23 protein-coding genes are annotated in these 23416 nt (G+C 35.9%); 13 read left to right on the forward strand and 10 right to left on the reverse strand.

Annotation, left to right across the window (positions count from 1 at the left end; genetic code table 11):
- The first annotated feature begins 16 nt into the window (after nt 1-16).
- Nucleotides 17-754 (forward strand): TrmH family RNA methyltransferase, encoded by a 738-nt coding sequence (locus DDD_RS08755; protein ID WP_015362472.1) that lies wholly within the window; start codon nt 17-19, stop codon nt 752-754.
- Here DDD_RS08755 and porT read toward each other — a convergent pair.
- Nucleotides 741-1442, reverse strand: coding sequence for a type IX secretion/gliding motility protein PorT/SprT (gene porT, locus DDD_RS08760; protein WP_015362473.1), 702 nt, complete (start codon nt 1440-1442; stop codon nt 741-743). The two genes, DDD_RS08755 and porT, sit on opposite strands and share 14 nt — an antisense overlap.
- 1 nt (nt 1443) lies before the next feature.
- The gene (gene ubiE, locus DDD_RS08765; protein ID WP_041567048.1) at nt 1444-2178 is read right to left on the reverse strand and encodes a bifunctional demethylmenaquinone methyltransferase/2-methoxy-6-polyprenyl-1,4-benzoquinol methylase UbiE; all 735 of its coding nucleotides are present in this window, start codon (nt 2176-2178) and stop codon (nt 1444-1446) included.
- Nucleotides 2179-2340: 162 nt separating this feature from the next.
- Here ubiE and trkA point away from each other — a divergent pair, with 162 nt between their 5' ends.
- From trkA to DDD_RS08785, 4 genes are all read left to right on the forward strand, one after another.
- Entirely contained in the window at nt 2341-3690 is a 1350-nt protein-coding gene (trkA, locus tag DDD_RS08770) for a Trk system potassium transporter TrkA (protein ID WP_015362475.1), read from the forward strand.
- Nucleotides 3690-5186, forward strand: coding sequence for a TrkH family potassium uptake protein (locus DDD_RS08775; RefSeq protein ID WP_015362476.1), 1497 nt, complete (start codon nt 3690-3692; stop codon nt 5184-5186). Before trkA ends, DDD_RS08775 begins: the two co-directional genes overlap by 1 nt.
- Before the next feature lie 92 nt (nt 5187-5278).
- Complete coding sequence (locus tag DDD_RS08780) at nt 5279-5557, forward strand: hypothetical protein (RefSeq protein WP_041567049.1); 279 nt, start codon at nt 5279-5281, stop codon at nt 5555-5557.
- An 8-nt stretch (nt 5558-5565) separates the two neighbouring features.
- Entirely contained in the window at nt 5566-5934 is a 369-nt protein-coding gene (locus tag DDD_RS08785) for a hypothetical protein (protein WP_015362478.1), read from the forward strand.
- A gap of 390 nt (nt 5935-6324) precedes the next feature.
- Here DDD_RS08785 and DDD_RS08790 read toward each other — a convergent pair whose 3' ends face one another.
- The gene (locus tag DDD_RS08790) at nt 6325-6717 is read right to left on the reverse strand and encodes a hypothetical protein (protein WP_146250823.1); all 393 of its coding nucleotides are present in this window, start codon (nt 6715-6717) and stop codon (nt 6325-6327) included.
- Nucleotides 6718-6842: 125 nt separating this feature from the next.
- A complete protein-coding gene (locus DDD_RS08795; protein ID WP_015362480.1) occupies nt 6843-8030 on the reverse strand; it encodes a pyridoxal phosphate-dependent aminotransferase in 1188 nt (395 codons plus the stop codon).
- A gap of 96 nt (nt 8031-8126) precedes the next feature.
- On the opposite strand from DDD_RS08795, the gene rsmG reads away from it, so the two are divergent.
- A complete protein-coding gene (gene rsmG, locus DDD_RS08800; RefSeq protein WP_015362481.1) occupies nt 8127-8768 on the forward strand; it encodes a 16S rRNA (guanine(527)-N(7))-methyltransferase RsmG in 642 nt (213 codons plus the stop codon).
- A 50-nt stretch (nt 8769-8818) separates the two neighbouring features.
- On the opposite strand, the gene DDD_RS08805 is transcribed toward rsmG, so the two are convergent.
- Entirely contained in the window at nt 8819-10465 is a 1647-nt protein-coding gene (locus DDD_RS08805) for a DUF6029 family protein (protein ID WP_015362482.1), read from the reverse strand.
- Between the two features lie 27 nt (nt 10466-10492).
- Entirely contained in the window at nt 10493-10972 is a 480-nt protein-coding gene (locus DDD_RS08810; protein WP_015362483.1) for a TlpA family protein disulfide reductase, read from the reverse strand.
- A 166-nt stretch (nt 10973-11138) separates the two neighbouring features.
- On the opposite strand from DDD_RS08810, the gene DDD_RS08815 reads away from it, so the two are divergent.
- Nucleotides 11139-12167, forward strand: coding sequence for an Omp28-related outer membrane protein (locus DDD_RS08815; RefSeq protein WP_015362484.1), 1029 nt, complete (start codon nt 11139-11141; stop codon nt 12165-12167).
- 194 nt (nt 12168-12361) lie between these two features.
- Here DDD_RS08815 and pruA read toward each other — a convergent pair whose 3' ends face one another.
- From pruA to DDD_RS08835, 4 genes are all read right to left on the reverse strand, one after another.
- Nucleotides 12362-13990, reverse strand: coding sequence for an L-glutamate gamma-semialdehyde dehydrogenase (pruA, locus tag DDD_RS08820; RefSeq protein ID WP_015362486.1), 1629 nt, complete (start codon nt 13988-13990; stop codon nt 12362-12364).
- Nucleotides 13991-14131: 141 nt separating this feature from the next.
- Complete coding sequence (gene apaG / locus DDD_RS08825; RefSeq protein ID WP_041567051.1) at nt 14132-14518, reverse strand: Co2+/Mg2+ efflux protein ApaG; 387 nt, start codon at nt 14516-14518, stop codon at nt 14132-14134.
- A gap of 3 nt (nt 14519-14521) precedes the next feature.
- Entirely contained in the window at nt 14522-15721 is a 1200-nt protein-coding gene (locus DDD_RS08830) for a DUF3667 domain-containing protein (RefSeq protein ID WP_015362488.1), read from the reverse strand.
- Between the two features lie 29 nt (nt 15722-15750).
- Entirely contained in the window at nt 15751-17091 is a 1341-nt protein-coding gene (locus DDD_RS08835) for a type IX secretion system plug protein (RefSeq protein ID WP_236613369.1), read from the reverse strand.
- A 102-nt stretch (nt 17092-17193) separates the two neighbouring features.
- On the opposite strand from DDD_RS08835, the gene DDD_RS08840 reads away from it, so the two are divergent.
- Genes DDD_RS08840 through nqrF form a run of 6 tightly spaced genes read left to right on the forward strand, consistent with a single transcriptional unit; the run spans nt 17194 to nt 23345 of the window.
- Entirely contained in the window at nt 17194-18537 is a 1344-nt protein-coding gene (locus tag DDD_RS08840) for a Na(+)-translocating NADH-quinone reductase subunit A (RefSeq protein ID WP_015362491.1), read from the forward strand.
- A 3-nt stretch (nt 18538-18540) separates the two neighbouring features.
- The gene (nqrB, locus tag DDD_RS08845) at nt 18541-19926 is read left to right on the forward strand and encodes an NADH:ubiquinone reductase (Na(+)-transporting) subunit B (protein WP_015362492.1); all 1386 of its coding nucleotides are present in this window, start codon (nt 18541-18543) and stop codon (nt 19924-19926) included.
- Between the two features lie 2 nt (nt 19927-19928).
- A complete protein-coding gene (gene nqrC, locus DDD_RS08850) occupies nt 19929-20654 on the forward strand; it encodes an NADH:ubiquinone reductase (Na(+)-transporting) subunit C (protein WP_015362493.1) in 726 nt (241 codons plus the stop codon).
- 40 nt (nt 20655-20694) lie between these two features.
- A complete protein-coding gene (locus tag DDD_RS08855) occupies nt 20695-21396 on the forward strand; it encodes an NADH:ubiquinone reductase (Na(+)-transporting) subunit D (protein WP_015362494.1) in 702 nt (233 codons plus the stop codon).
- A 17-nt stretch (nt 21397-21413) separates the two neighbouring features.
- Nucleotides 21414-22028 carry an NADH:ubiquinone reductase (Na(+)-transporting) subunit E gene (gene nqrE, locus DDD_RS08860; RefSeq protein WP_015362495.1) on the forward strand — a complete coding sequence of 205 codons (615 nt, stop codon included), beginning with the start codon at nt 21414-21416 and terminating at the stop codon, nt 22026-22028.
- A 15-nt stretch (nt 22029-22043) separates the two neighbouring features.
- Nucleotides 22044-23345 (forward strand): NADH:ubiquinone reductase (Na(+)-transporting) subunit F, encoded by a 1302-nt coding sequence (gene nqrF / locus DDD_RS08865; RefSeq protein ID WP_015362496.1) that lies wholly within the window; start codon nt 22044-22046, stop codon nt 23343-23345.
- Nucleotides 23346-23416 lie beyond the last annotated feature (71 nt).

Consider the following 23416-nt stretch of genomic DNA (forward strand, 5'->3'; position numbering starts at 1 on the left):
AAAAATACGATTATAAATGATTACAAAAAGCAAGTTAAAGCTTATCAAATCTCTAAGTAGAAAAAAATATCGAGAAGAGTACCAGCTTTTTGTAGTTGAAGGGTATAAATCTATAAGAGAGTTGATCAATTCTGGCGTTCATACAGAAGTTTTACTAGTCACAGAAGGAAATCATCAACTGGACGATTTTGATCCAGATGTCATAGGTGTAAAAGAAATGAACAACATTTCAAATTATACTACTGCTCCAGGTTATTTAGCTGTTTTTAAAATGATTACTAAAACCGAAATTCCCGATCAAGGAAAGATTTTAGTACTTGACGATGTAAAAGATCCAGGAAATTTAGGCACCATAATCCGATTAGCAGACTGGTTTAATATTCCTAATATTGTTTGTAGTAATGAAACGGTAGATATGTACAATACAAAATGTGTACAAGCAAGCATGGCATCCTTATCTAGAGTACAAATTCATTATGCAGAATTAGTTATGTTCCTTAATAACACGTCGCTGCCTATTTTTGTCACAGCTATGGACGGTAAAAATGTATATGAAACCACATTACCTGAAAACGCAATTATTATAATGGGAAATGAGTCTCATGGGATAAGCAATGAGATTCAAAAATTAGGTAAAGCTATAAGTATCCCTCAATACGGTACCATTCAGAAAACAGAGAGTTTAAATGTCGCGACAGCTACTTCTCTTATTTTAGGAGAATGGTTGCGTACTACTACAATTACTGAAAAGTAAAGTTGATAAACACTCCTCTAGATTGCATGCTGGTAATATTTCCTGTCCATGGACTATTAGGGTCTGCATCTCTGACTAGTTCATCACCCATTGCAAATACACCTCTGATGGAAGGAGAAAATTTAAAATAGAACAAGTATAGATCTATTCCTATACCTAGTTCATAATTAAAAACATTAGCTGTTTGTCTAAATTGGCCAGCGCTGTTGTCATCAGGATTATCAGAATTACTCGATAAGTTACTGGACCATGAAGCTCCTGCTACCACAAATGGTTTCCAGTTGTTGTTTCTTTTAGTAGAAAACTTGACTAATAACGGCACGTGAATGTACGTAGAAGTAACCTCTCGATTCATTTCTGCCTCTGTCATTAACGATGGATTAGGAAAAGTAAGATTCCTAGTTGCAAAAACAATTCCTGGCTCGAGTCTTAAATTAAAATAATCATTTAAACGTACATCGCCTACGAGTCCTACATTAAAACCTGCAGTCGTTTCTGTAATGATATCTTCTGTGACCTCGTCATAATCAAATTTGTAATCGTAAGAGTTAAAGCCTAGATAATAACCCCAAGTCAAACGTTTTTGATCAAAGTTTTCTAAATTTCTAATTTTTTCTTTTGAAAATAATTGAGCACTAGCGGTTTGAAAACCTAATACTACAACTATGATGACAATAATGTGTCTCATACTATGCTTTTACTGCTTTATAAATGGTAGATGCACCATGAAATTGTAATTCATTTTCTACTTCTTTAAACCCTACTTTCTTCAAAATATTGTTGAAACGGTCCCCATAAGGGAATTTAGAAGCACTTTTTGATAAATAACCATAAGCGATTTTATCTTTAGAGAATAGTTTCCCTAAGGTAGGAACGATTAATCCAGAGTATAAATAGTAACCTTGTTTAAAAGGAAACTTAGTTGGTATGCTTGTTTCTAGTACTACTAGAATTCCACCTGATTTTAATACCCTTAAGATTTCAGAAAGTCCTTTTTCAAGATCTTCAAAGTTACGTACTCCATAAGAAACCGTTACAGCGTCTATTGAGCCATCTTCAAACTTTAGATTTTCTGAATCACCCAGCACCATTTCAATGCGACTGTCTAGATTTTCTTCTTTCACTTTTACTTTTCCTACTTCTAACATTCCACTAGAAATGTCTAGACCTATCAACTTTGACGCATTAGTCTGTTGTGCCATTTTGATTACTAGATCTCCAGTACCAGTAGCGATATCCATAATCACGTCAGGATTTTGAGCGGCAACCATTTTCACCACATTATCACGCCATTTTTGATCCAGTCCCAAAGAAATCATTCTATTAAGGCCGTCATATTCACCGCTTATGGTGTCAAACATTTTTGTGACTTGTTCTTTCTTTCCAGAATTTTCTTCTTTGTAAGGCTTTACTTCTTCAGACACGATCTTGTTTTTAGAGAAGCAAAGATAATGCAGAGCGTTGAGCTTATTGCTATTCCGCTTTCGCGAAAGCGAGATTATCACACTCATAACCGTTAAAAACTTCACATTTTTTACAAATTAGACTCCATTCCAGTATCTTTGAAGCACTACAGAAACGATTTTATGAAAATCCTTATCGCAGGAGCTGGAGAAGTAGGTTTTCACCTTGCCAAACTGCTGTCTTACGAGTCTCAAGATATTACACTTATTGATCCGGTACAGGAGAATTTGCATTATGCTGATACACACTTAGATATAAGAGTGTTGCGTGGTGATTCTACTTCTATTAAAATTTTACAAGATGCACGCATTGATCAAGCAGATCTTGTGATTGCAGTAACGAGTAGTGAGACAACTAATATTACTATTTCGGTACTCGCTAAGCAGTTAGGTGCAAAACGTACTATTGCTCGTATTACTAATACAGAATTCTTGGAACACCAGGATTCTATAGGGTTTTCTGGTTTTGGAATTGATGAATTGATTTCTCCAGAAGCATTAGCAAGTAAGGAAATTGAGTTACTTCTTAATCAAAGTGCTTTCAATGATAGTTATGAATTTGAAGATGGCGCACTTACCATGGTAGGAGTGAATTTGCAACGTACCGCACAGTTTGTAGGTAAAACGGTGCAGCAAGCAGGAGAGATCTTTCCAGAGATTCATTTTATGCCTATTGCTATCCAGCGTTTTGGAACTCAGTACACGTTAATTCCTCGTGGCGATACCCAATTTAAAGAAGGAGATCAAGTATATTTTATAACGACCGCTGGTGGAGTGGACGAGCTGTATAAACTTACAGGAAAGACTAAGCATGTCATGCGTAATGTCATGATCTTGGGTGGTAGTAACATAGGAAAGCAAAGCGCCATGCAGCTTTCTAAAGCTGGCGTAAACGTGAAGCTCATTGAAAAAGATGCCAAAAAAGCCTTTGATCTAGCCGATTCCCTTCCTGAAGTTCTAGTTTTAAACGGAGACGGACGCAATGTAGAATTGCTTGAAGAAGAAAACATTCATGAAATGGATGCTTTTATTGCTGTAACTGGAAATAGCGAGACTAATATTATTTCTTGCTTGATGGCTAAAAGTAAGAGTGTCAAGAAAACGATCTCTCTGGTAGAAAATATGGATTACTTCCAGTTATCGCACAGCATAGGAATCGATACATTGATCAACAAAAAGCTATTAGCAGCTAATAATATTTTTAGGTATGTGCGTAAAGGTGAGGTAGTTGCCATGACTAAGCTAAACAACATGAATGCGGAGTTGTTGGAATTTATTGTTAAGCAAGAAAGTGAAGTTTGTGGTAAAACTGTTTCAAATGCTGGAGTTCCTAGAAGTGCTATTATAGGTGGTGTTATTAGAGAAGGAGAAGGTAATATAGTTTTAGGAAGCTTTACCATACAAGCTGGTGATCGAGTAGTAGTATGTTGCTTGCCGCGATCTATTTCTAAAGTAGAAAAACTCTTCTTATAATGACAAAACTCAATTATAAGATCATCGTTTTTATTATGGGACTTTTACTGGTCTTTAACGGTGGGTTTATGTCACTGTCTGCAATAGTAAGTGCTATTTATGGAGAAAGCGAAGGCTTACAAATACTTGCCGCGGCAGGTGTTGCTATTTCATTAGGTGGTGTTGTCATGTATTTTACACGCGATCACGTTAAAGAATTAAGTAAGAAAGAAGGTTACCTTATTGTTACTTTAGGCTGGTTGATTATGGCTTTTGCAGGTACTATGCCCTATGCTTTTACCGGAGCCATCTCAAATTATACTGATGCCTTTTTTGAAACCATGAGTGGATTTACCACAACTGGTGCCAGTATCATGAACGATATTGAGATCATGCCCAAAGGAATTTTGTTTTGGCGCAGTCTTACGCACTGGATAGGAGGAATGGGAATTATTGTACTTGCGGTAGCGATCTTGCCCCTATTAGGAATAGGTGGAATGCAGCTTTTTGCGGCCGAAGCTCCAGGACCGAGCAACGATAAATTACATCCTCGTATTACAGATACTGCTAAAAGGCTCTGGTTAATTTATGTAGGTTTCACTGGGTTAGAAACAGTATTGCTTAAAATCGCAGGAATGGGTTGGTTTGACGCTGTTAATCATGCGTTGAGTACGCTTTCTACAGGTGGTTTTTCTACTAAAAACGCGAGTACTGCTTTCTGGAATGATAATCCAGCAATTCAGTGGATTATAGTCATCTTTATGTTTATTGCAGGAACAAACTTTGTCTTGAGCTACTTTGCTTTCAAAGGAAGGTTTTCTAAAATATTAAAAGATACCGAGTTTAAATGGTATGCGAGTTTTGTCTTTGGGTTTTCAATTATAGGTGGTGTTTTAATTTATCTTCAAGCAGATCCTGCTGTTTCTTCTATTAATCACCCTATGGTTTTAGGAGAGTTTGAAAGTGCTTTTAGACACAGTACCTTTCAAGTACTTGCGGTGATCACTACCACAGGTTTTGTTACTGCAGACTATACTATGTGGACGCCTTTCTTAACCATCATGTTTTTTGGATTGTTTTTTATAGGTGGTAGCGCCGGTTCTACTTCTGGTGGAGTAAAAGTCATGCGTCATATTATTTTAATACGTAATGGTATTATGGAGTTTAAGAGAACGCTGCATCCTAATGCTATTTTGCCCGTACGTTACAATGGACGTGCGCTACAAAGCGGTATTGTATTTAATGTCCTAGGTTTTTTTATACTTTATATGCTTTCTTTTATTATAGGAGCAACAGTTCTTGCAGCTTTAGGGTTAGACTTTGAAACTGCCATAGGTGGCGCTTTAAGTAGCTTAGGAAACGTAGGGCCAGCTTTTGGTAACCTTTCTCCTGTAGATAATTTTGCTGGATTACCACCTTTAGGAAAGTGGTGGTGTAGTTTCTTGATGTTAATAGGAAGACTGGAATTGTTTACGGTCTTGATATTGTTGACGCCTTTCTTTTGGAGGAATAGGTAGGTATGGTTGAGGCGGGCAACAAAACCCAGGATGAATTTGAAAAGATCATTAACTGATGGTAAATTTAAAATTTCTAGTAATCAATTAACGTTATGAGAAAGAACATTAGTAAAGTTACTATCATGCTTATTTTGATTTTTGTAATTTTCAGTTGTGCTAATTATAAAAATCAGATGATTAGAGGTAAAGGAAATTTAGATCAAGCGCGGTTAAACTCCATGATTGATTTTGCCTATAAGTATAAAACTCCTAAAAAATATCTTAAAGAAAGGGGCGGCAAACCTTTTAATGTCTTTTGGGTTTTTGAAAAAAAAGTGATAATAAAGACATCTTTACTCTTACCATATTTCCTGAAAATGATGGTTATATAGCTTTAGGTATGGATGATAGACTTGGAGAAACCCCAAACAGCTATTTCCGAAATAGATTTAAAGAAATTAATGGAAATTTATTTGTTTGGAAAGATACTATTACTCCTTTAAAGAGTGATATTTTACAAATTATTGATAAGTATAAAGTTTTAGATTCAACAGATATTAAAAGAAGATTAGGTGTTCTCCCAAAAGACTTTATAGATAATAGAATTGTAACAATGGATCATGGGTTAAAATCAACTCATTATTATATATGTAAGAATCAATTGAATAAATATAAGAAAGTTAAATCTTCTGTCGCTTATGGTTATTACCGTGTTCCCGATGTAAATTGTCCTGATAACGGTAATGAGTTGGGTAATGGGTCAAAGTAATCGATTGTTATAACATGATATATAAATACTTGTAAAACAGCTACATCATCATCCACGTCGCGCGCGATTGCATCGCGTTCGTTAAAGTGTAGCATTTGCAATACGCTAGAATATTCAATAAAATTTAAAGAAGAAAAAGGAAGTTAGAGGCAGTTCTATACACGTAAAGCGATATCATTTGATCGTTATATTCAAAATTTCAGGTAAAAAGTAGGATGTTTTCATTTTCATAAGGGTAGAATTAATTCTACCCTTATGAAAGCCAGTAGGTTCAAAAATAAAGTAAACACTATTAGTTTCTTAATCCAGCACCTTTTTAATCCTCTTCATCGCTTCTTTAATTTGCCGCTTTAGAAACATATATGAAATTAAAGACCTCTTCAACTCTTTCTATATTTCATTTTGCTTTAGTAAAAATAAAATACCTATTATAAATAAAATGACAATACTAATAATTTGCATAGTCATCTTTTCATTTGGATAAACAAAAACAGAGTTGTCAGAATTTATTTTCAATTTGACTGTTTTATTCCTCTCTAATAGTCCGCAATATTCACCCTTAATATTTTTTGAATATTCAATTCCATTATAAATAAATGTAAAATAAGCCTTTACACTTTTATTACTGGATTTGCACGATATTGGAATGTCAAGGACAGGAACAATGACATCCCTGCCGTAAAATATTGCATCATACTTCTTGTAACTGTTAAAGGATGTAGATATTGAAATCAGAATTAATAAAATCCCTCCCATTTTGTAAATTCCTTTTTCTGATAGCAACTGATACATTTAATTGAATTCTTTACTGTTGTAACGTCATTCGTCTACTATTGCTTTTTACTTGAAAGTAAAAGTATATCATTTGATATTCAAAATGGTAGGCTTAAAGAAAATTGACTTTGCACCTAATCCAGCACCTCTTTAATCCTCTTCATCGCTTCTTTAATTTGCTCTGTGCTTGCCGCATAAGAAATACGTATGCAATTAGGTGCGCCAAAGGCATCACCAGTAACTGTAGCAACTAGCGCTTCTTCTAATAAGAACAATGAAAAGTCGGTAGCATTTTCAATTTTTTGACCTTTGATCGTTTTTCCAAAAAAGGCCGAAACATCTGGGAACACATAAAAAGCACCTTCTGGAGAATCTGTTTTAAAACCTTCGATTTCAGAAAGAAGCTGGAGAATTAAATCACGACGCTCTGCAAAAGCATCTATCATGTACTTTATTTTGGAAACAGGTGCTTCTAAAGCTGTGATTACCGCTCGTTGGGCGATACAATTCGTACCGCTAGTGATTTGTCCTTGCATCTTGTTACAAGCTCTAGCAATCCAGGTAGGAGCTCCTATATAACCTACTCGCCAGCCAGTCATAGCAAATGCTTTACTCACTCCATTAATTGTTACAGTACGATCATACATAGATGGAATAGAAGCCATGCTAGCATGTTTGCCCACATAATTGATATGCTCATAAATTTCGTCACTTACTACAATGATATCAGGATAGTCTGCAAGAACATCTGCAAAGGCTTGTAATTCTTCCTGACTGTATAAACTACCACTAGGATTATTAGGTGAAGAGAAGAGCATCATTTTAGTTTTGGGAGTGATGGCAGCTCTTAATTGTTCTGGTGTGATTTTAAAATTTTGCTCTACGCCAGCTCTTACTTCTACTGGAGTTCCTTCAGCAAGTTCTACAATAGCAGCATAGCTCACCCAGTAAGGTGCTGGCAAAATACACTCATCTCCTTTGTTTAATAAAACCATTGCAACATTTGCAATAGATTGTTTGGCACCTGTAGACACTACAATCTGACTGCGATCGTAGGTCAAGTTGTTGTCTCTTTTAAATTTGTGGATAATCGCATCCTTTAATTCTACATAACCGTCTACTGGAGTATAGCTGTTATAATTCTCATTAATGGCTCTAATGGCAGCTTCTTTCACAAAATCTGGCGTGTTAAAGTCTGGTTCTCCTAGACTAAGTCCTATAATGTCTTTACCTTGCTCTCTTAGTTCGCGAGCCTTTGCGGCCATTGCTAGAGTTGCACTTGTAGGTAAGTTATTGATGCGATCAGATAGTTGAGAATTCATAATAGTTGTATTGTTTTACAAAAATATCATAACACTTGAATTAACAATCGTCTTAGTCGATAATTAATATTTTATTTTTGCACAAATTATAAAATAGTGCATCAAATCATAAAAGAACATTTTCCGCATATTACAGATCATCAATTAGAGCAATTTTCTAAACTAGGTGACTTGTACAAAGAATGGAATGCTCAAATTAATGTGATCTCTAGAAAAGACATCGATCAGTTATACACACGGCATGTGTTACACTCGTTGGGTATTGTTACTGTGTTACGCTTTCGCGAAAGCGCACCTAATAAAAGCGGTGGAACTAGAGTGCTAGACGTGGGGACTGGTGGCGGTTTTCCAGGAATACCTCTTGCGATCATGTTTCCTAAAACAAGCTTTCACTTGATCGATGCGATAGGTAAAAAGATAAAAGTTGTAGACGCCGTTGTAGAAGCTTTAGGTCTTGAAAACGTTACAACGGAGCATGGACGTGCAGAAAAAGTAAAAGGACGTTTTGATTTTGTAGTTTCTCGAGCGGTGACTAATATGCCTGATTTTGTTAATTGGGTCAAGAATAAAGTGAGAAAAGATAGTTTTCACAATTTAAAAAACGGTATTCTTTATTTAAAAGGTGGTGACCTCACAGAGGAATTAGCAGCTTTTCCAAAGGCGACGATTTATGAACTGCAAGATGTTTTTGAAGATCCGTTTTTTGAGACAAAAAAAGTCGTTCACTTACCCTTATAATTAAAAAAGGAGCTTTAAAAAAGCTCCTTTTTTATTGAATAAATTCTAATCTAGAAAGTAGTACTCAAGTTGAGTGTAAATCCAGTATTCTCTGGTACAAACCTACAAACACCACCTACACAAATCAGACCACCACGCTGGCGACCATAATTAAATGCGATTCTACTTCTTCCTTTAGTGTAACTACCACCTACTGAATAGTAGTGAATATCTGTCTCGTCATAATTATATAGATCAAGAGCGTAGATAGAAAGGGAAGAGCTAAAAGCATATTCTAAGGTCGCAGCTGCCCAGTTCCCACGATCAGCATCAGCTGAAAGATGTTGCAAATCTAGTCGCACGCTTTTTCCATCTTCAAGTTCATAAAGAAAGTCACCTACGATCGCGGTACCATTAAGTCTAAATGTAGCTCCTTCGATAATGATTCCATCGTAATAGGTTTGTGTACCAGTAATTTTTGCAGAGAAACGATCGCTTAATTTCTTGTAAACCTCAAGGCTGTATTCTTCAAAATAACGCTCGCCTCTTGAAAAAAGAGAAGCTTCGTAGGTATTGTTAGGGACATCAAACTCAGCGTCTAGTCCGCTCCAGTTGGAGTAGTTAAAAGAAAAGGTAGTTCCTTTTTTACCGCCAAGAAAGCTCCCTTTTTTTGCAGTGTAAACTACATCTAGCTGGCCACCTATTTCACCTGCTTTATTTTCGGCTGGAGATAGTAAGGCTTGTGGTGCATACACATATATGTTACTTACTGCATAGCTACTTTGCTTTGTATAACCAGGAATGAAGTTAATAGTTTGCTGTAAAAAGGCATTGCCTTGCTGCTCTCTATCAGAGTAGAATCCCATATTCTCTAGTGATCTAAAAACAGCATTAACACCTAATCCAGGCACTGCATATCCTACTGTAAATAAAAATGCTCTACCATCGCTGTAATTACCGTTCAACGCATTTCCACCTAGGATAAAGGCGTCAGGCTCCTTATAAACATATTCAAAACCAAAATTGAGCGCATTCATGTATACATCAGATCTGATGCTGTAGGCATTAACCGTTGCAGGGAAATCAGGATCAGGACTAGTAGATTGCTGGTAACGTCCCACATAACTAGCTCCTACGTTTATAGAAGTTTCTAGATCAAGGGCAGTTCCTAAATCCAGCTCAGTATTAACACCTTGAACCGTTCCTTCAGATAATTCAAATGCGGCTCGTTGATTTCCAGAGAATCCAGTTGCTGCTAGATAATCGGTAAACTGATAGTTTACTCTTACACCTCTTATGGAATTATCTACACCCAAAGTATGGTCTTCCCATGATCTGTAAATTAAACCGCTACCAAATTGATCGTAGAAATTTCCAGCCGTAATATCTAGATTTTTATGTTTGAAATTGGCAAAAAATGTTGCAATACCATTATCTGCATAGCCAGGAAAATAACCTAATAAAGGAGATGGCTGGTACATTTCATATTGTGCGCCTACCGTAAACTTACCATAATTGTAATTGAGTTTAAAGTAATTATTAGATCGCAACTGGTCTTGTGGGGCTGTAATACCTATTCCGTCACCGTCATTATCTAGTCCGGAGTCATCTTGATACCATTGTGTGTTTGATTCAAAGCCTCCTGTGAAGGTTCCATTTTGTGCGAGTGAAATACTGGCACAACCTATCGCTAGAGCGATAAAAAGTAAATTTTTCATAAAGTTAGGGTCGGTTGCTTGATCGTTTTAATCCAAGTGTTTTTTAAATTCTTCAAATAATTCAAGTTCTGCGCCTGGAGTGAAACTAGAGTGGCGGTATACAATTTTGTTGTTCTTTACAATTAAGGTCAATGGAATCTGCGGATTTCCAAGAGATCTTATCAGTACATTTTTTGTGTCTAATAGTATTTCATAAGGCCAGCTGCGCCCCATAGATTCTGTTTTTACTCTTTGCTTAGTTCGAGCATCATCAGTCGCAATAGCAACTACTTCAAAGCCAAATTCTTCTTGCTTATCCTCATAATGTTCGTTAATAGCATCTAACTCTCTCATACAAGGTGTGCACCATGTCGCCCAAAAGGAAATGACAACTGGTTTATCTTTTGATAATTCTTGTACGCTGATTTTTTTTCCTTTGATGTTTCTAAGAGTCAATTCTGGTAATTCTGTTTGCGCTTTCGCGAAAGCGAAACTCAAAAAAGCTGTTAAGAATATTAATTTTTTCATAATGAAGATAAAATAGTTTAGAATGCAATTATAATTATTTCATTCTAATAATCATGCCAAACCATTAAAATCAATCTTTTATCGAAAAAATGGGATGTAAATTATGATAATTTCACAAAAAGTTTATATTTGGCACTTCCTTAATTAAAAGTTAAAATTAAATATTATGAAAACAGCTAATTTTTTAAAGATGTTTGCCTTATTTCTTGCAATAGGTATCACGTCTTGTACAAGTGAATCTACAGACGAAGATGGAGGTAACAATGCTGGCCTTACGCTGAGTGCTTCAAAAACCAGAGTCTATGATTTTAGTCTTATTACATTCACAGTGATGAATGGAAATACTGATGTAACTAGTAGTGCTGTAATTTCTGTGGATGGCGCTCCTATTTCTGGAAATTCATTCAACGTTTCTGGAGTAGGTACTAAAACTGCTACTGCAGTATTTAATGGAGAAAATACAAATTCTTTAAATATAGATGTAATAAACCCTAGTTTTTCTACTAAGGCGCTGATTGAAGATTATACTGGTGCATGGTGTGGATGGTGTCCACGTATATCTCAAGGTATAATTGATTTGCATAATACACCAGGTGGTGAAGATGTTATTGCGGTTGCTGTACACAACGGTGACTCTATGGAGTTTCCGTTAGAGGCTCAAATGAGATCTCAGTTTGGAGTTAATGGATTTCCAACAGGAATTTTAAATAGAAATGGTGAATGGAATTCAGCATCGGCTCATGCAATGAACTTAACTCAGCCTATGTCTTTATTAAATAGTGTAAAACCTTTAGGTCTTGCAATTAATTCTTCTATGAGTGGAAACTCTGTATCTGCAACGATTAAAGTAGGATTTGATTTAGATACTGAAAATATGAAACTAGTAGCAATGTTACTTGAAAACGGTAAAGTAGCTGCGCAAACTAACTATACAAACAATTGGGGTGGCGTGAGTACTATTTCTAACTTCGAACATAATGATATTTTGAGAGCAGCATTTACGGATGTTTTTGGAGATGCAATTCCTGCAGATCAACAAGTAGGTGGATCAGAGTATTCAGTAACTTTATCTGCTAATATTCCTGCTGGAACTAATACTACTGACATGGATATTGTTGCATTTGTAGTAGACGGAAGTGGTAAAGTGGTAAATGTACAACATGCAGAGGTAGGTGCAAATGTAGACTTTGATTAAGAGATTTAATTTTATAGTTTTAAAAAAGCGTCCTTAAACGGGCGCTTTTTTTATGGCTGTTATTTTAATAATAATCCTATTATTAAAAGCTAAATTGAGCTTTTTTTTGATTGTATTTTTTATCACTTACTATAATAAAAAAGCACTCATTTTACTTAAAAATGAATGCTTTTTAGAATTATAATGGAAGAATTTTACTCTCCTAAGAAAGGATATCTGTAATCTGTAGGTGTTACAAAAGTTTCTTTAATCATACGAGGTGAAACCCATCTCAACAAGTTCAATTTAGAACCTGCTTTATCATTTGTTCCTGATGCACGCGCACCGCCGAAAGGTTGTTGACCTACCACTGCGCCAGTACATTTATCATTAATATAGAAGTTACCTGCACAGTTTTCAAGCGCTTGAGTAGCTTGAGTTACCGCATAACGATCTTGACCTAATATTGCACCTGTTAAGGCGTACTCACTTGTTGTATCCACTAAGTGAAGCATTTCTTCATATTCATTATCTTCGTATACATAGATAGTAATCACGGGACCGAAAAGCTCCGTTTCCATAGTTACATATTTAGGATCTGTAGTAACGATTACCGTAGGGTCTACAAACCATCCTTTTGATTTATTGTAGTTTCCACCGATAACAACATCAGCATTAGAGTCGCTTTTTGCACCATCGATATATTTTGCAAGTTTATCAAATGATCCTTCATGAATCACTGCCGTGATAAAGTTACTCATATCCTCCGGAGAGCCCATTTTAAAACTATCTACGTCACGACGTATTAATTTTTCAACTTGTGGCCACATACTCTTAGGTATATAAGCTCGAGAGGCTGCACTACATTTTTGACCTTGAAATTCAAAAGCACCTCTTACTATAGCTGTAGAAACTTGCTCTGGTATGGCGCTGCTGTGAGCGACGATAAAATCTTTACCTCCAGTTTCTCCTACAATCTTAGGATAGGTTTTATAGGTATTTATATTTTCACCTATTTTAGTCCACAGACCTTTGAATACAGATGTAGAGCCTGTAAAATGTACTCCAGCAAAATCTGGATGAGACATTACTTCGTCAGTCATCATAACAGGATCTGCATTTACCATGTTAATAACACCATCTGGTACACCAGCTTCTTTAAATACCTCTACAATTACTTGTGCGCTCAGCATTTGATGATCACTAGGTTTCCATACACATACATTACCCATTAATGCGGCACTAGAAGGTAAATTCCCTGCAATAGCGGTAAAGTTAAAAGGCGATATACAGTATACAAAACCTTCTAACGGGCGGTATTCTAGTCTATTCCATGCGCCAGATGTAGATTCAGGCTGCTCTGCATAAATCTCTGTCATGTATTGCACATTGAATCTTAAAAAGTCAACAAGCTCACAAGCCGAATCGATCTCTGCTTGAAAAACAGTTTTAGACTGATTAATCATCGTTGCGGCGTTGATACGAGCGCGATAAGGTCCTGCAACAAGCTCTGCAGCTTTCAAAAAGATTCCAGCTCTTTGTTCCCAAGGCATTTGAGCCCATTTTTTACGAGCTTCTAATGCAGTTTCTATAGCTTCTTGTACTTCTTTTTTGCCACCTCTATGGTATTTTCCCACTATGTGCTGGTGATCGTGCGGCGGTCTTATGGGAGCAGTATCTCCAGTTTTTACTTCTTTTCCATTGATGTAAAGAGGTACTTCAGTGTCAGTATTCCACAATTCTTTGTAAGCTGCTAGCACTTGGTCTCTTTCTACAGTTCCTGGAGCATATGTTTTAATAGGCTCATTTACAGCAACTGGAACTTTGAAAAATCCTTTTCCCATGGTTGTATTTGAATTTATAATTTGCGTGTGAAATTACAAATATTCTATCGTTTACATAATAGAGAAGATGGTAAAGAAATCTTAATGTGAAATAGGTGGTGGTTTTTTATCTCGCTTTCGCGAAAGCGAGAACCTCAAAAATCAATTCAAGGCAAAAGGAGCACTCAAATTAAAGGTAGGTACTACAACTCTAAACTGATTTGAAGTAGCGAAATTTACCATATTGTAAAAGCCACTCATATTTCCAAATGGAGACGATAATAAACAACCACTTTGATAAGTATGAGAATCACCTGGTTTAAGAACAGGTTTTTTACCGATGACGCCTTCTCCATCTACGTGCTCTATGCGGCTCAGGCTATCTTTAATTCTCCAATGTCTCGAGGTAAGCTGGACAGAATCTTTACTTTGATTTTCTATAGTTATGGTATAGCTAAAGGCAAATTGCATCTTATAATTTTTATAAAACGTCCCTTCAAAACTGGTTTTAACAGTTATCTTAATGCCTCTAGTAATTTGCTGTAACATAATCTAATAAAGCGCTATTCCCACCAAAAGTAATAAACTTGTTCCTATCATAAGTCCTATTACAAATATAAAACTTACTAATAGAAATTTTATTATCGTTTTCAATCGTTTTTGCCCATAAAAATTACGCAAGGCTTTATAGAAATAAAATGGTCCTATAAACCAAAAGAAGACTTGTGTTAAATTTATATAGCCTAAGGTAATCCATTTTATTATGAACAATAAGATCATGCTCAAGAATACAAATGTCAAGGTGTTGAAGGCAAAGATCAAATGCTCCATATAGGTGAAATCTCTCCTGATGTAAAGCAACCATAGAAATAAGGTCAGAATAGGAGTGAATAGAAATAAAAAAATAGGAAGTTTAGGTAAGATGATATCTGTGAGAATAGAGGCGTCTTCACTTATTTTGTTCATTAAAATCACTTTATCATAAATCGCCTTATTGTACTTTGAATTATCATGCTCCATCTTTTCTAAAGCGATAGAAGAATCAGCGATTTTATTCTCGCCGTAAAAGTCAGAGTAATAATCTGTTTGGAGGAAAAACCGTTCTGTAGTGCTGAGACTATCCAACTTTGCTTGAGAAACTGGTTTTAGTTCTTTCTTTTTTGTTTTAGAACTCTTTCTCTGATTGAGGCTGTCTTTTTCCTTTTGAGTTTCTTGCTCTTTCCTTATGATATCTGAAGCCAGTTTACCAGCGATGGAGCTGTTTTCTATCTGTTCTAATTCCTCATCTGTAACTTGGTCTTTTTTTTCTACGTCGTCAAGTTTTATAGACATCAAACCATTTCCTACATCAATATCTGCATCTTGATTACTCGTTTTATTACGGGCTTTTTCTATTTGATCTTCGGTAAATATTTTGACAAACTCTTGCGCTTGTATCATTAAAAAGAACACAATACAAACACTTAGAAAAAATCGAAATGGATTTGCATAACTTAGGCGCTTACCACTTATAAATTGCTTACTTACAAAGCCTGGCTTGAATAAAAGATGCTTAATCGTACGCCAGATCCTACTGTCGTATGAAAAGATGTTAGAAAAAAACTCGCCAAAAAAATCTTTGAGCGCGAGCTGCTTTTTGGAATTGAGCTGCCCACATTGATGGCAGTACTTGTCTTCTATATCGAGTGGAGTGCCGCAATTAAGACACTCTTCACCTCTATATTTAATAAGCGATCTGGTAGTAGGTTTCATGCTGGATGGTTAATCGCCTCTAAAAATAACTAATTTGTAATATTCTGCGAGTTTGCCTCTCCTATTCCTATTAATTGATCATAACGACCACCTAACTCTCTATAGTAAGCAAGTACGGAATATTGATTCTCTGTTTGCCATTTATTACCGCTTATAAAACCAGGATCTTGCGTGCCGTCTTCATAAATGACTTGGTAACGGTAGTTGTAAAATCCTTGCTTTAATAAAATTACAGCTTCATACTTACCAGATTTAGGATTGAAAACAGCTTCATTTTCATCATGTAATTGAAAAGCATTATAATTTCCCATGATGTAAACTCTGGCATCCGGCGGTAATTGGATTCCTTGTGTATCTAGCGCAAAGTGAATATTTACATATTCTGCTTGGACGTCGTTATCTTCATTATCAATAGTAGTGACTAGAAAGTTACCGTTGATATCTGGATTAAAAGTGTATTCTAAATCTTTGCGAGGTCCATCTACAAATAAATAGGCTTCATACAAATCTTTCTTGCGTACAAAATCAATGTTTACATTAGGTGATCTAAAATCGCGATTCTCAAAATTTAAGAATTCGTTTCCTGCCCAGAAGGATGTCTTTTCATCATACCTATATACTTGCTTGTTGCCTAAATTAAATTGAGGCTTTATATCTGTAATGACCGTATTTAAATCACTGTTTTGAATAATGGCTACTTTAAGTTGATCGTTGGGATTAATAAAGTTGATCTCTCCAGAATCTACAAAGAATTGCACACGCTGCTGTGAGTTAACATATTGTAAATCTCTTGCTCTTTTGATTTCTACTCCTACGACAGCTTTGTCGTCAAGTACCATGAATTTTCTAGAAAATACAAGTTCTCGATCGTCATTATATATATGAATCATGTAATTACCACTTACTTTAAATCCTTGTGTAAATTGATTTGGGATTCTTAGATCATAATGTGAGTAGGGTTGAATCGTGGTAAAAGAGTTGCGGTAATTGAAAATGCGCATGTCATCAATACCTTTGAGGAATTCATTTTTGAATAACTGACTAGGTTTCCAGTTGTAGTCATAGTGTTCAAACTGGTAATAATAATCAGCCTCGTCGCCTATAACATCATCAAAGCTTATTTCAAATCCTTCACCTAAAGTAAATATAGGGAGCATGTTCTCTGGAGGTTTGTTGAAAGTAACCGATTTTATGTAATCAGGATCATTAACCAGCTCATCCATAGTTTGAGAATGGGCATAAAAAAAACCAGCTATAACTGTAATTGAAAGTAAAATATACGACTTCATATAAGATTGCAATAGGTGATAAATATAACGTAAAGTTGTTTGATAATTACGCTTTCGCGAAAGCGATGCCAAAACCAGCAAAAATCATTATTTAGACTAAATCTAAATAAATTTTTAAGTTAATTTTCAGATCATTATATCGTAAATTTGCAGACTTTTATAAAAGACTAAATATAACATCCTATGTCAAAGGACATTAAGATTAGAAAAGGGCTTGATCTTAAGCTCAAAGGAGAAGCTAGCAATACTATTGTAACAGCTTCAAAGTCTTCCATTTATGCTATAAAACCTGCTGATTTTCATGCTGTTGTCCCTAAGTTAATACTTAAGGAAGGAGCGGCTGTTGAAGCTGGTGAACCTCTTTTTTATTCTAAGTACGATGAAAAGGTGAAATTTGTAGCTCCTGTAAGTGGAACGATTACTGAAATTTTACGTGGTGCTAAAAGACGTATCCTAGAGGTGAAAATTACCGCAAACGGTACTTCTGAAGCAATAAATCATGGTAAAGTAGATGTGTCTAATGCTACTGCAGATCAAGTAAAATCAATGTTACTTGAAAGCGGTTGCTGGCCTTTTATTATTCAGCGTCCTTATAGTGTTATCGCAAATTCTGAGGATACACCAAAAGCTATATTTGTTTCAGCTTATGCCACAGCGCCGCTAGCTGGCGATCCTGAAGTGATTCTAGCAGATAAGAAGGAAGCGTTTCAAGCAGGAATTACGGCACTGAGTAAGTTAACCTCTGGTAAAGTTCACCTTTGTGTAGGTAAAGGATCTTCTTTGAAAGATATTAGTAATACAGATGTTCATACTGTAAAAGGACCGCATCCTGCAGGAAATGTCGGTGTTCAAATACACAAAATAGACCCTATTAATATGGGTGAGCGTGTATGGACTGTAGGAGCTGAAGATGTTGCTACAATAGGTAATTTATTTTTAACAGGTGAGTTTCATGCGGAGAGAACCGTTGCGCTTGTTGGGACTGATGCAAAAGAAGCAGATCGTAAATATTATAGAACAATAATAGGTGCAAACGTGAGTAGCATCATAGGCGAGGTAGATACTAATAATACCAGAATTATCTCAGGAGATGTTCTTACAGGTGATAAATTAGAAAACAATCAGTTTTTAAACTTTTATCACAATACACTTACTCTCATACCAGAAGGTAATGAATACGCCTTATTAGGCTGGTTACCGTTTACACGTAACAATATACCTTCTAATGCTGGTACTTCTTTTTCTAAATTATTAGGTGGGAAAAGAGAAGTAGATACAAATTTAAACGGTGAAGACCGCGCACTGGTAGTAACTGGTGAAATGGAAGAAGTAATGCCAATGGATATTTATCCATTACAGCTTATTAAAGCCTGTATGGCAGGAAATATAGAAAGAATGGAAAATCTAGGGATATATGAAGTAGCTCCTGAAGATTTTGCTCTTATTGATTTTACTAATACGTCTAAACTAGAAGCACAAGAAGTGATACGTCTAGGTTTAGATTTAATGTTAACAGAAGTAGGATAGACTATGAAATGGGTTAGAAACAAATTAGACCAAGCGAGAAAGCCGTTTGAACCTGGACAAAAATTTGAAAAATTTGCGCCAGCGATAAATGCTTTCGACACTTTTTTATTTACTCCTAATCACACCACTAAAAAAGGTGCTCACATTAGGGATGTGGTTGATTTAAAGCGTACAATGATTACAGTTGTACTAGCTTTAATTCCAGCATTGTTATTTGGTATGTGGAATACAGGCGCTCAGTATCTGTATCAAGATATGGGACTTGCAAATGTAACTGATGTTCCTTTTTGGGATGCTTTTATTGAAGGTGCGATTTTAGTAACGCCTTTAATTATTGTAAGTTACGTAGTAGGATTAACTATTGAATTTATTTTTGCGATCTACAGAGGTCACGAAGTAAATGAAGGATACTTAGTTACAGGACTTTTGATACCGATGATTTTTCCAGTAGATATTCCATTATGGATGCTTGCAATTTCAGTTGCTTTTGCTGTTTTGATAGGTAAAGAAGCGTTCGGTGGTACTGGAATGAATATTTTGAATCCTGCTCTTACCGCACGTGCATTTGCTTTCTTTGCATATCCATTATATATGTCGGGAAATGCAATATGGGTGCACCAAGGTTCTACAGACACTGTTTCTGGAGAAACTATTTTAGGTGCTCTTGCGAGTGGTAGTTATGATGGCCAAGTTACAGGTTACGCACAAAACGCTGTTGCCTTTTCTGGTACAACTGGTGCAGGGCAACCGTCTGCTCTAGCAGAAGCTTCTGTATTTGATGCATTTATGGGATTCATACCAGGCTCTGTTGCAGAGACTTCTGCTCTAATGATTTTATTAGGAGCACTTATTCTTATTGCCACTAAAGTAGGTAGCTGGAGAATCATAGTAGGTGGAATCGTAGGTGGAATGATTATGGGTGGTATTTTCAATCTTTTTGGAACCATGGGAAGTAATTATATTAATGAATTAGTCTCAAGCGGAACAATCACAATGGATCAGATACAAAATGATGCGAGTGCTGTTGCGGCATTAGGACTACAAGGTTGGGACGCTACTTTGTTAGAATTAGGAACGAATCAATTGATTAATTTCCCTTTTTGGCAGCATTTAGTCGTAGGTAGTATCTTATTTGGAATTGTTTTTATGGCAACGGATCCTGTAAGTGCAGCCCAAACTATGAAAGGAAAGTGGATCTACGGTATTCTTGCTGGATTCTTTGGAATTATGATACGTGTCTTTAATCCTGCATATCCAGAAGGAATCATGTTAGCTATATTATTGATGAACGTATTTGCTCCAACAATAGATCACTATGTTATTCAAGCAAACGTAAATAAACGTAAAAAACGCCTTTCTAAAGCAAAGGCTCAACTTCAAACAGCTTAGAAATGGATAGAAATTCAAATGCTTACACGTTTTTATTTGTTGTACTGCTTATCGCAGTAGTGGCAAGTGCTCTTGCATTGACAGCAACAGCTTTGCAACCAGAACAAGCCGAGAATGTAAAGAACGAAAAAATGCAAAATATTCTTGGTACGGTAGGTATCGAGGTTGCAAGAGATAGTGCGCAAATACCATTTGACAAATACATTGTTGAACGTATTGCACTAGATAGTAAAGGTCAAGAGCGTAACGATGTGGACGCTTTTACCGTTGATCTTAAAAAAGAACTAAAGAAAGATGTAGAAGAGCAAGCTTTTCCTCTTTACGTTGCTGACATCGAAGGAGCAAAATATTACATAGTTCCTTTAAGAGGTAAAGGACTTTGGGACGCCATATGGGGTTATATCGCTTTAAAAGATGATGTGAATACTATTAAAGGCGCTGTGTTTGATCATAAAGCAGAAACTCCTGGATTGGGAGCAGAGATTACTCAAGGCTGGTTTAAAAAGAGATTTGATGATGAGAAGATTTTTGATGGATCTGGTAACTTCATCGGTGTTTCTGTAGCAAAAGGATATCAAGGAGGAGAGAATAAAGATGATAATGCTGTAGATGCAATCTCTGGAGCTACTATTACTGGTGATGGAGTTACAGATATGATTTCAGAACGTCTGGTAAACTACCTTCCTTACTTTAAAAATAATACTAACGTAAAAGTGGCGGCTAATTAATTAGTTCCGCTTTCGCGAAAGCGATATAAATCCAACCGTAATGGCTGAAAATAAAAATATTAGTAAAAAAGAAGACTTGATTCTTTTCTTGTCGGATACCGATGAGAGAGAAGGTCTTTTAGGAAAGAAGAATAGAAAATTACTTGCAGATCCATTTACAGATAATAACCCTATTACTGTTCAAGTTTTAGGTATTTGTAGTGCTCTTGCAATTACAGTGCAATTGAAACCTGCTATCGTAATGTCCATAGCTGTAATGGCGGTAATGGCATTTTCTAACATGATTATCTCAATGTTGCGTAACTTGATTCCTTCTAGGATTAGAATTATCGTACAATTAGTGGTAGTAGCAGCGTTAGTAATTTTAGTTGATCAAATTCTTAGAGCTTATGCTTATGATGTTTCTAAGGAACTATCTGTTTTTGTAGGATTAATTATTACAAACTGTATTGTTATGGGACGTCTTGAGGCCTTTGCTTTAGGAAATGGCGTTTATAAATCCTTTCTTGATGGAATAGGTAATGCTGCTGGATATGCGTTCATTTTAATACTAGTTGCTTTCTTTAGAGAATTATTAGGTGCTGGTAAATTATTAGGAATGGAAGTTATTCCTCAATCATTCTACGATGCGGGATACGTTAACAATGGTCTAATGTTATTATCGCCTATGGCACTGATTACTGTTGGAATCATTATTTGGATACAACGTAGTCGCAATAGAACTTTAATTGAACAAAATTAATCTTAGAAATAGAAAACATGGATTTAATTAATCTCTTCGTTAAAAGTATATTTATAGAGAACATGGTTTTTGCCTATTTCTTAGGTATGTGTTCTTATCTAGCGGTATCAAAGTCTGTTAAGACGGCAGTAGGACTAGGAGCGGCTGTAGTTTTTGTATTAGGAATTACAGTTCCTATTAACTGGTTACTGGATACTTATTTATTAAAGCCTGGTGCTTTAACTTGGTTAGATGCTGAGTATGCAAGTATCGATTTATCATTCTTGAGTTTTATCATGTTTATCGCTGTAATTGCGAGTATGGTACAATTAGTTGAAATGGTTGTTGAAAGATTTGCACCAGCACTTTACGGTGCATTGGGAATATTTTTACCATTGATTGCTGTGAACTGTGCCATCTTGGGAGGTTCACTATTTATGCAGCAAAAAGATTTCTCTGGTATAAGTGAATCTGCAGTTTATGGTATAGGTAGTGGTATAGGTTTTTTCCTAGCTATTCTTGCTATCGCTGCAATACGCGAGAAAATTACTTATTCAAATGTTCCAGCTCCATTAAGAGGATTAGGAATTACGTTTATCATTACTGGACTTATGGCTTTTGGTTTCATGAGTTTTATGGGAATAGAAATTTAAAAAGAAAACATCATTATGGATTCTAATTTATTTACGATTTTAGCTAGTGTAGTTATATTTCTTACACTTATTTTACTTCTTGTTTCCTTGTTATTAGGAGCAAAATCAAAGTTATTGCCTTCTGGTCCAGTTACTATCAATGTAAATGGTGAAAAGGATATTACTACCGGTTCTGGTAGTACCTTATTGGGAACCTTAGGAGATAATAAATTATTCTTACCATCTGCTTGTGGTGGTGGTGGAACTTGTGTACAATGTAAATGTATCGTTACAGAAGGTGGAGGAACAATTCTTCCTACAGAAGAACCACATTTCACTAGAAAAGAGATTGCTGAAGGGTGGCGACTAGGTTGTCAAGTCAAAGTAAAGCAAGACATGAAAATCGAGATTCCAGAAGAAGTATTTGGAATCAAAAAGTGGGAAGCAGAGGTTGTACGTAACTACAACGTAGCTTCTTTCATAAAAGAATTTGTAGTGCGTCTTCCGGAAGATATGCATTATGAAGCTGGTGGTTATATTCAAATAGAAATTCCTAAATGTGAAGTTCGTTTTGAAGATATGGATATCACTGCTCACCCAGAAGAACACGATACTCCAGATAAATTTCAAGAAGAATGGGATAAGTTCAACTTATGGCCACTTGTAATGAAGAACGGAGAAACAGTAGAAAGAGCTTATTCTATGGCTTCTTTTCCTGCTGAAGGTCGTGAAATTATGTTAAACGTGCGTATTGCTACGCCGCCATGGGATAGAGCAAAGAATGGATGGATGGATGTGAATCCAGGTATCGCCAGTTCTTATATTTTTAACCAAAAGCCAGGAGACAAAGTTGTTGTTTCTGGACCTTATGGTGAATTCTTTATCAACCACTCTGATGCTGAGATGCTTTATGTAGGTGGTGGAGCAGGAATGGCACCTATGCGTTCTCACTTATATGAGTTGTTCAAGACTTTGAAAACAGATCGTAAAGTTACTTACTGGTACGGTGGTCGTTCTAAGAGAGAGTTATTCTATATTGAGCACTTCCGTGAATTAGAAAGAGAATTTCCTAATTTCAAATTTTTCATGGCACTTTCAGAGCCGATGGAAGAAGATAACTGGAAAGTAAAAGAGGATATTAACGATGAGTCAGGTGATGGATTTGTTGGTTTTATTCACCAAGTGGTAATAGACCAATACTTAAACAAGCATGAGGCTCCAGAAGATCTTGAAGTTTATTTCTGTGGACCGCCATTGATGAACAACGCGGTAGGAAAGATGGCTGAAGACTTCGGTGTGGATCCTGAAAATATACGTTTTGATGACTTTGGAGGTTAATACCTTTTAAACGTTAAATTTACAAAAAGCTCAATCTAAAAGGTTGAGCTTTTTTTGTGCCTGAATTTAAT

The sequence above is a fragment of the Nonlabens dokdonensis DSW-6 genome (assembly GCF_000332115.1).
GTDB lineage: Bacteria > Bacteroidota > Bacteroidia > Flavobacteriales > Flavobacteriaceae > Nonlabens > Nonlabens dokdonensis.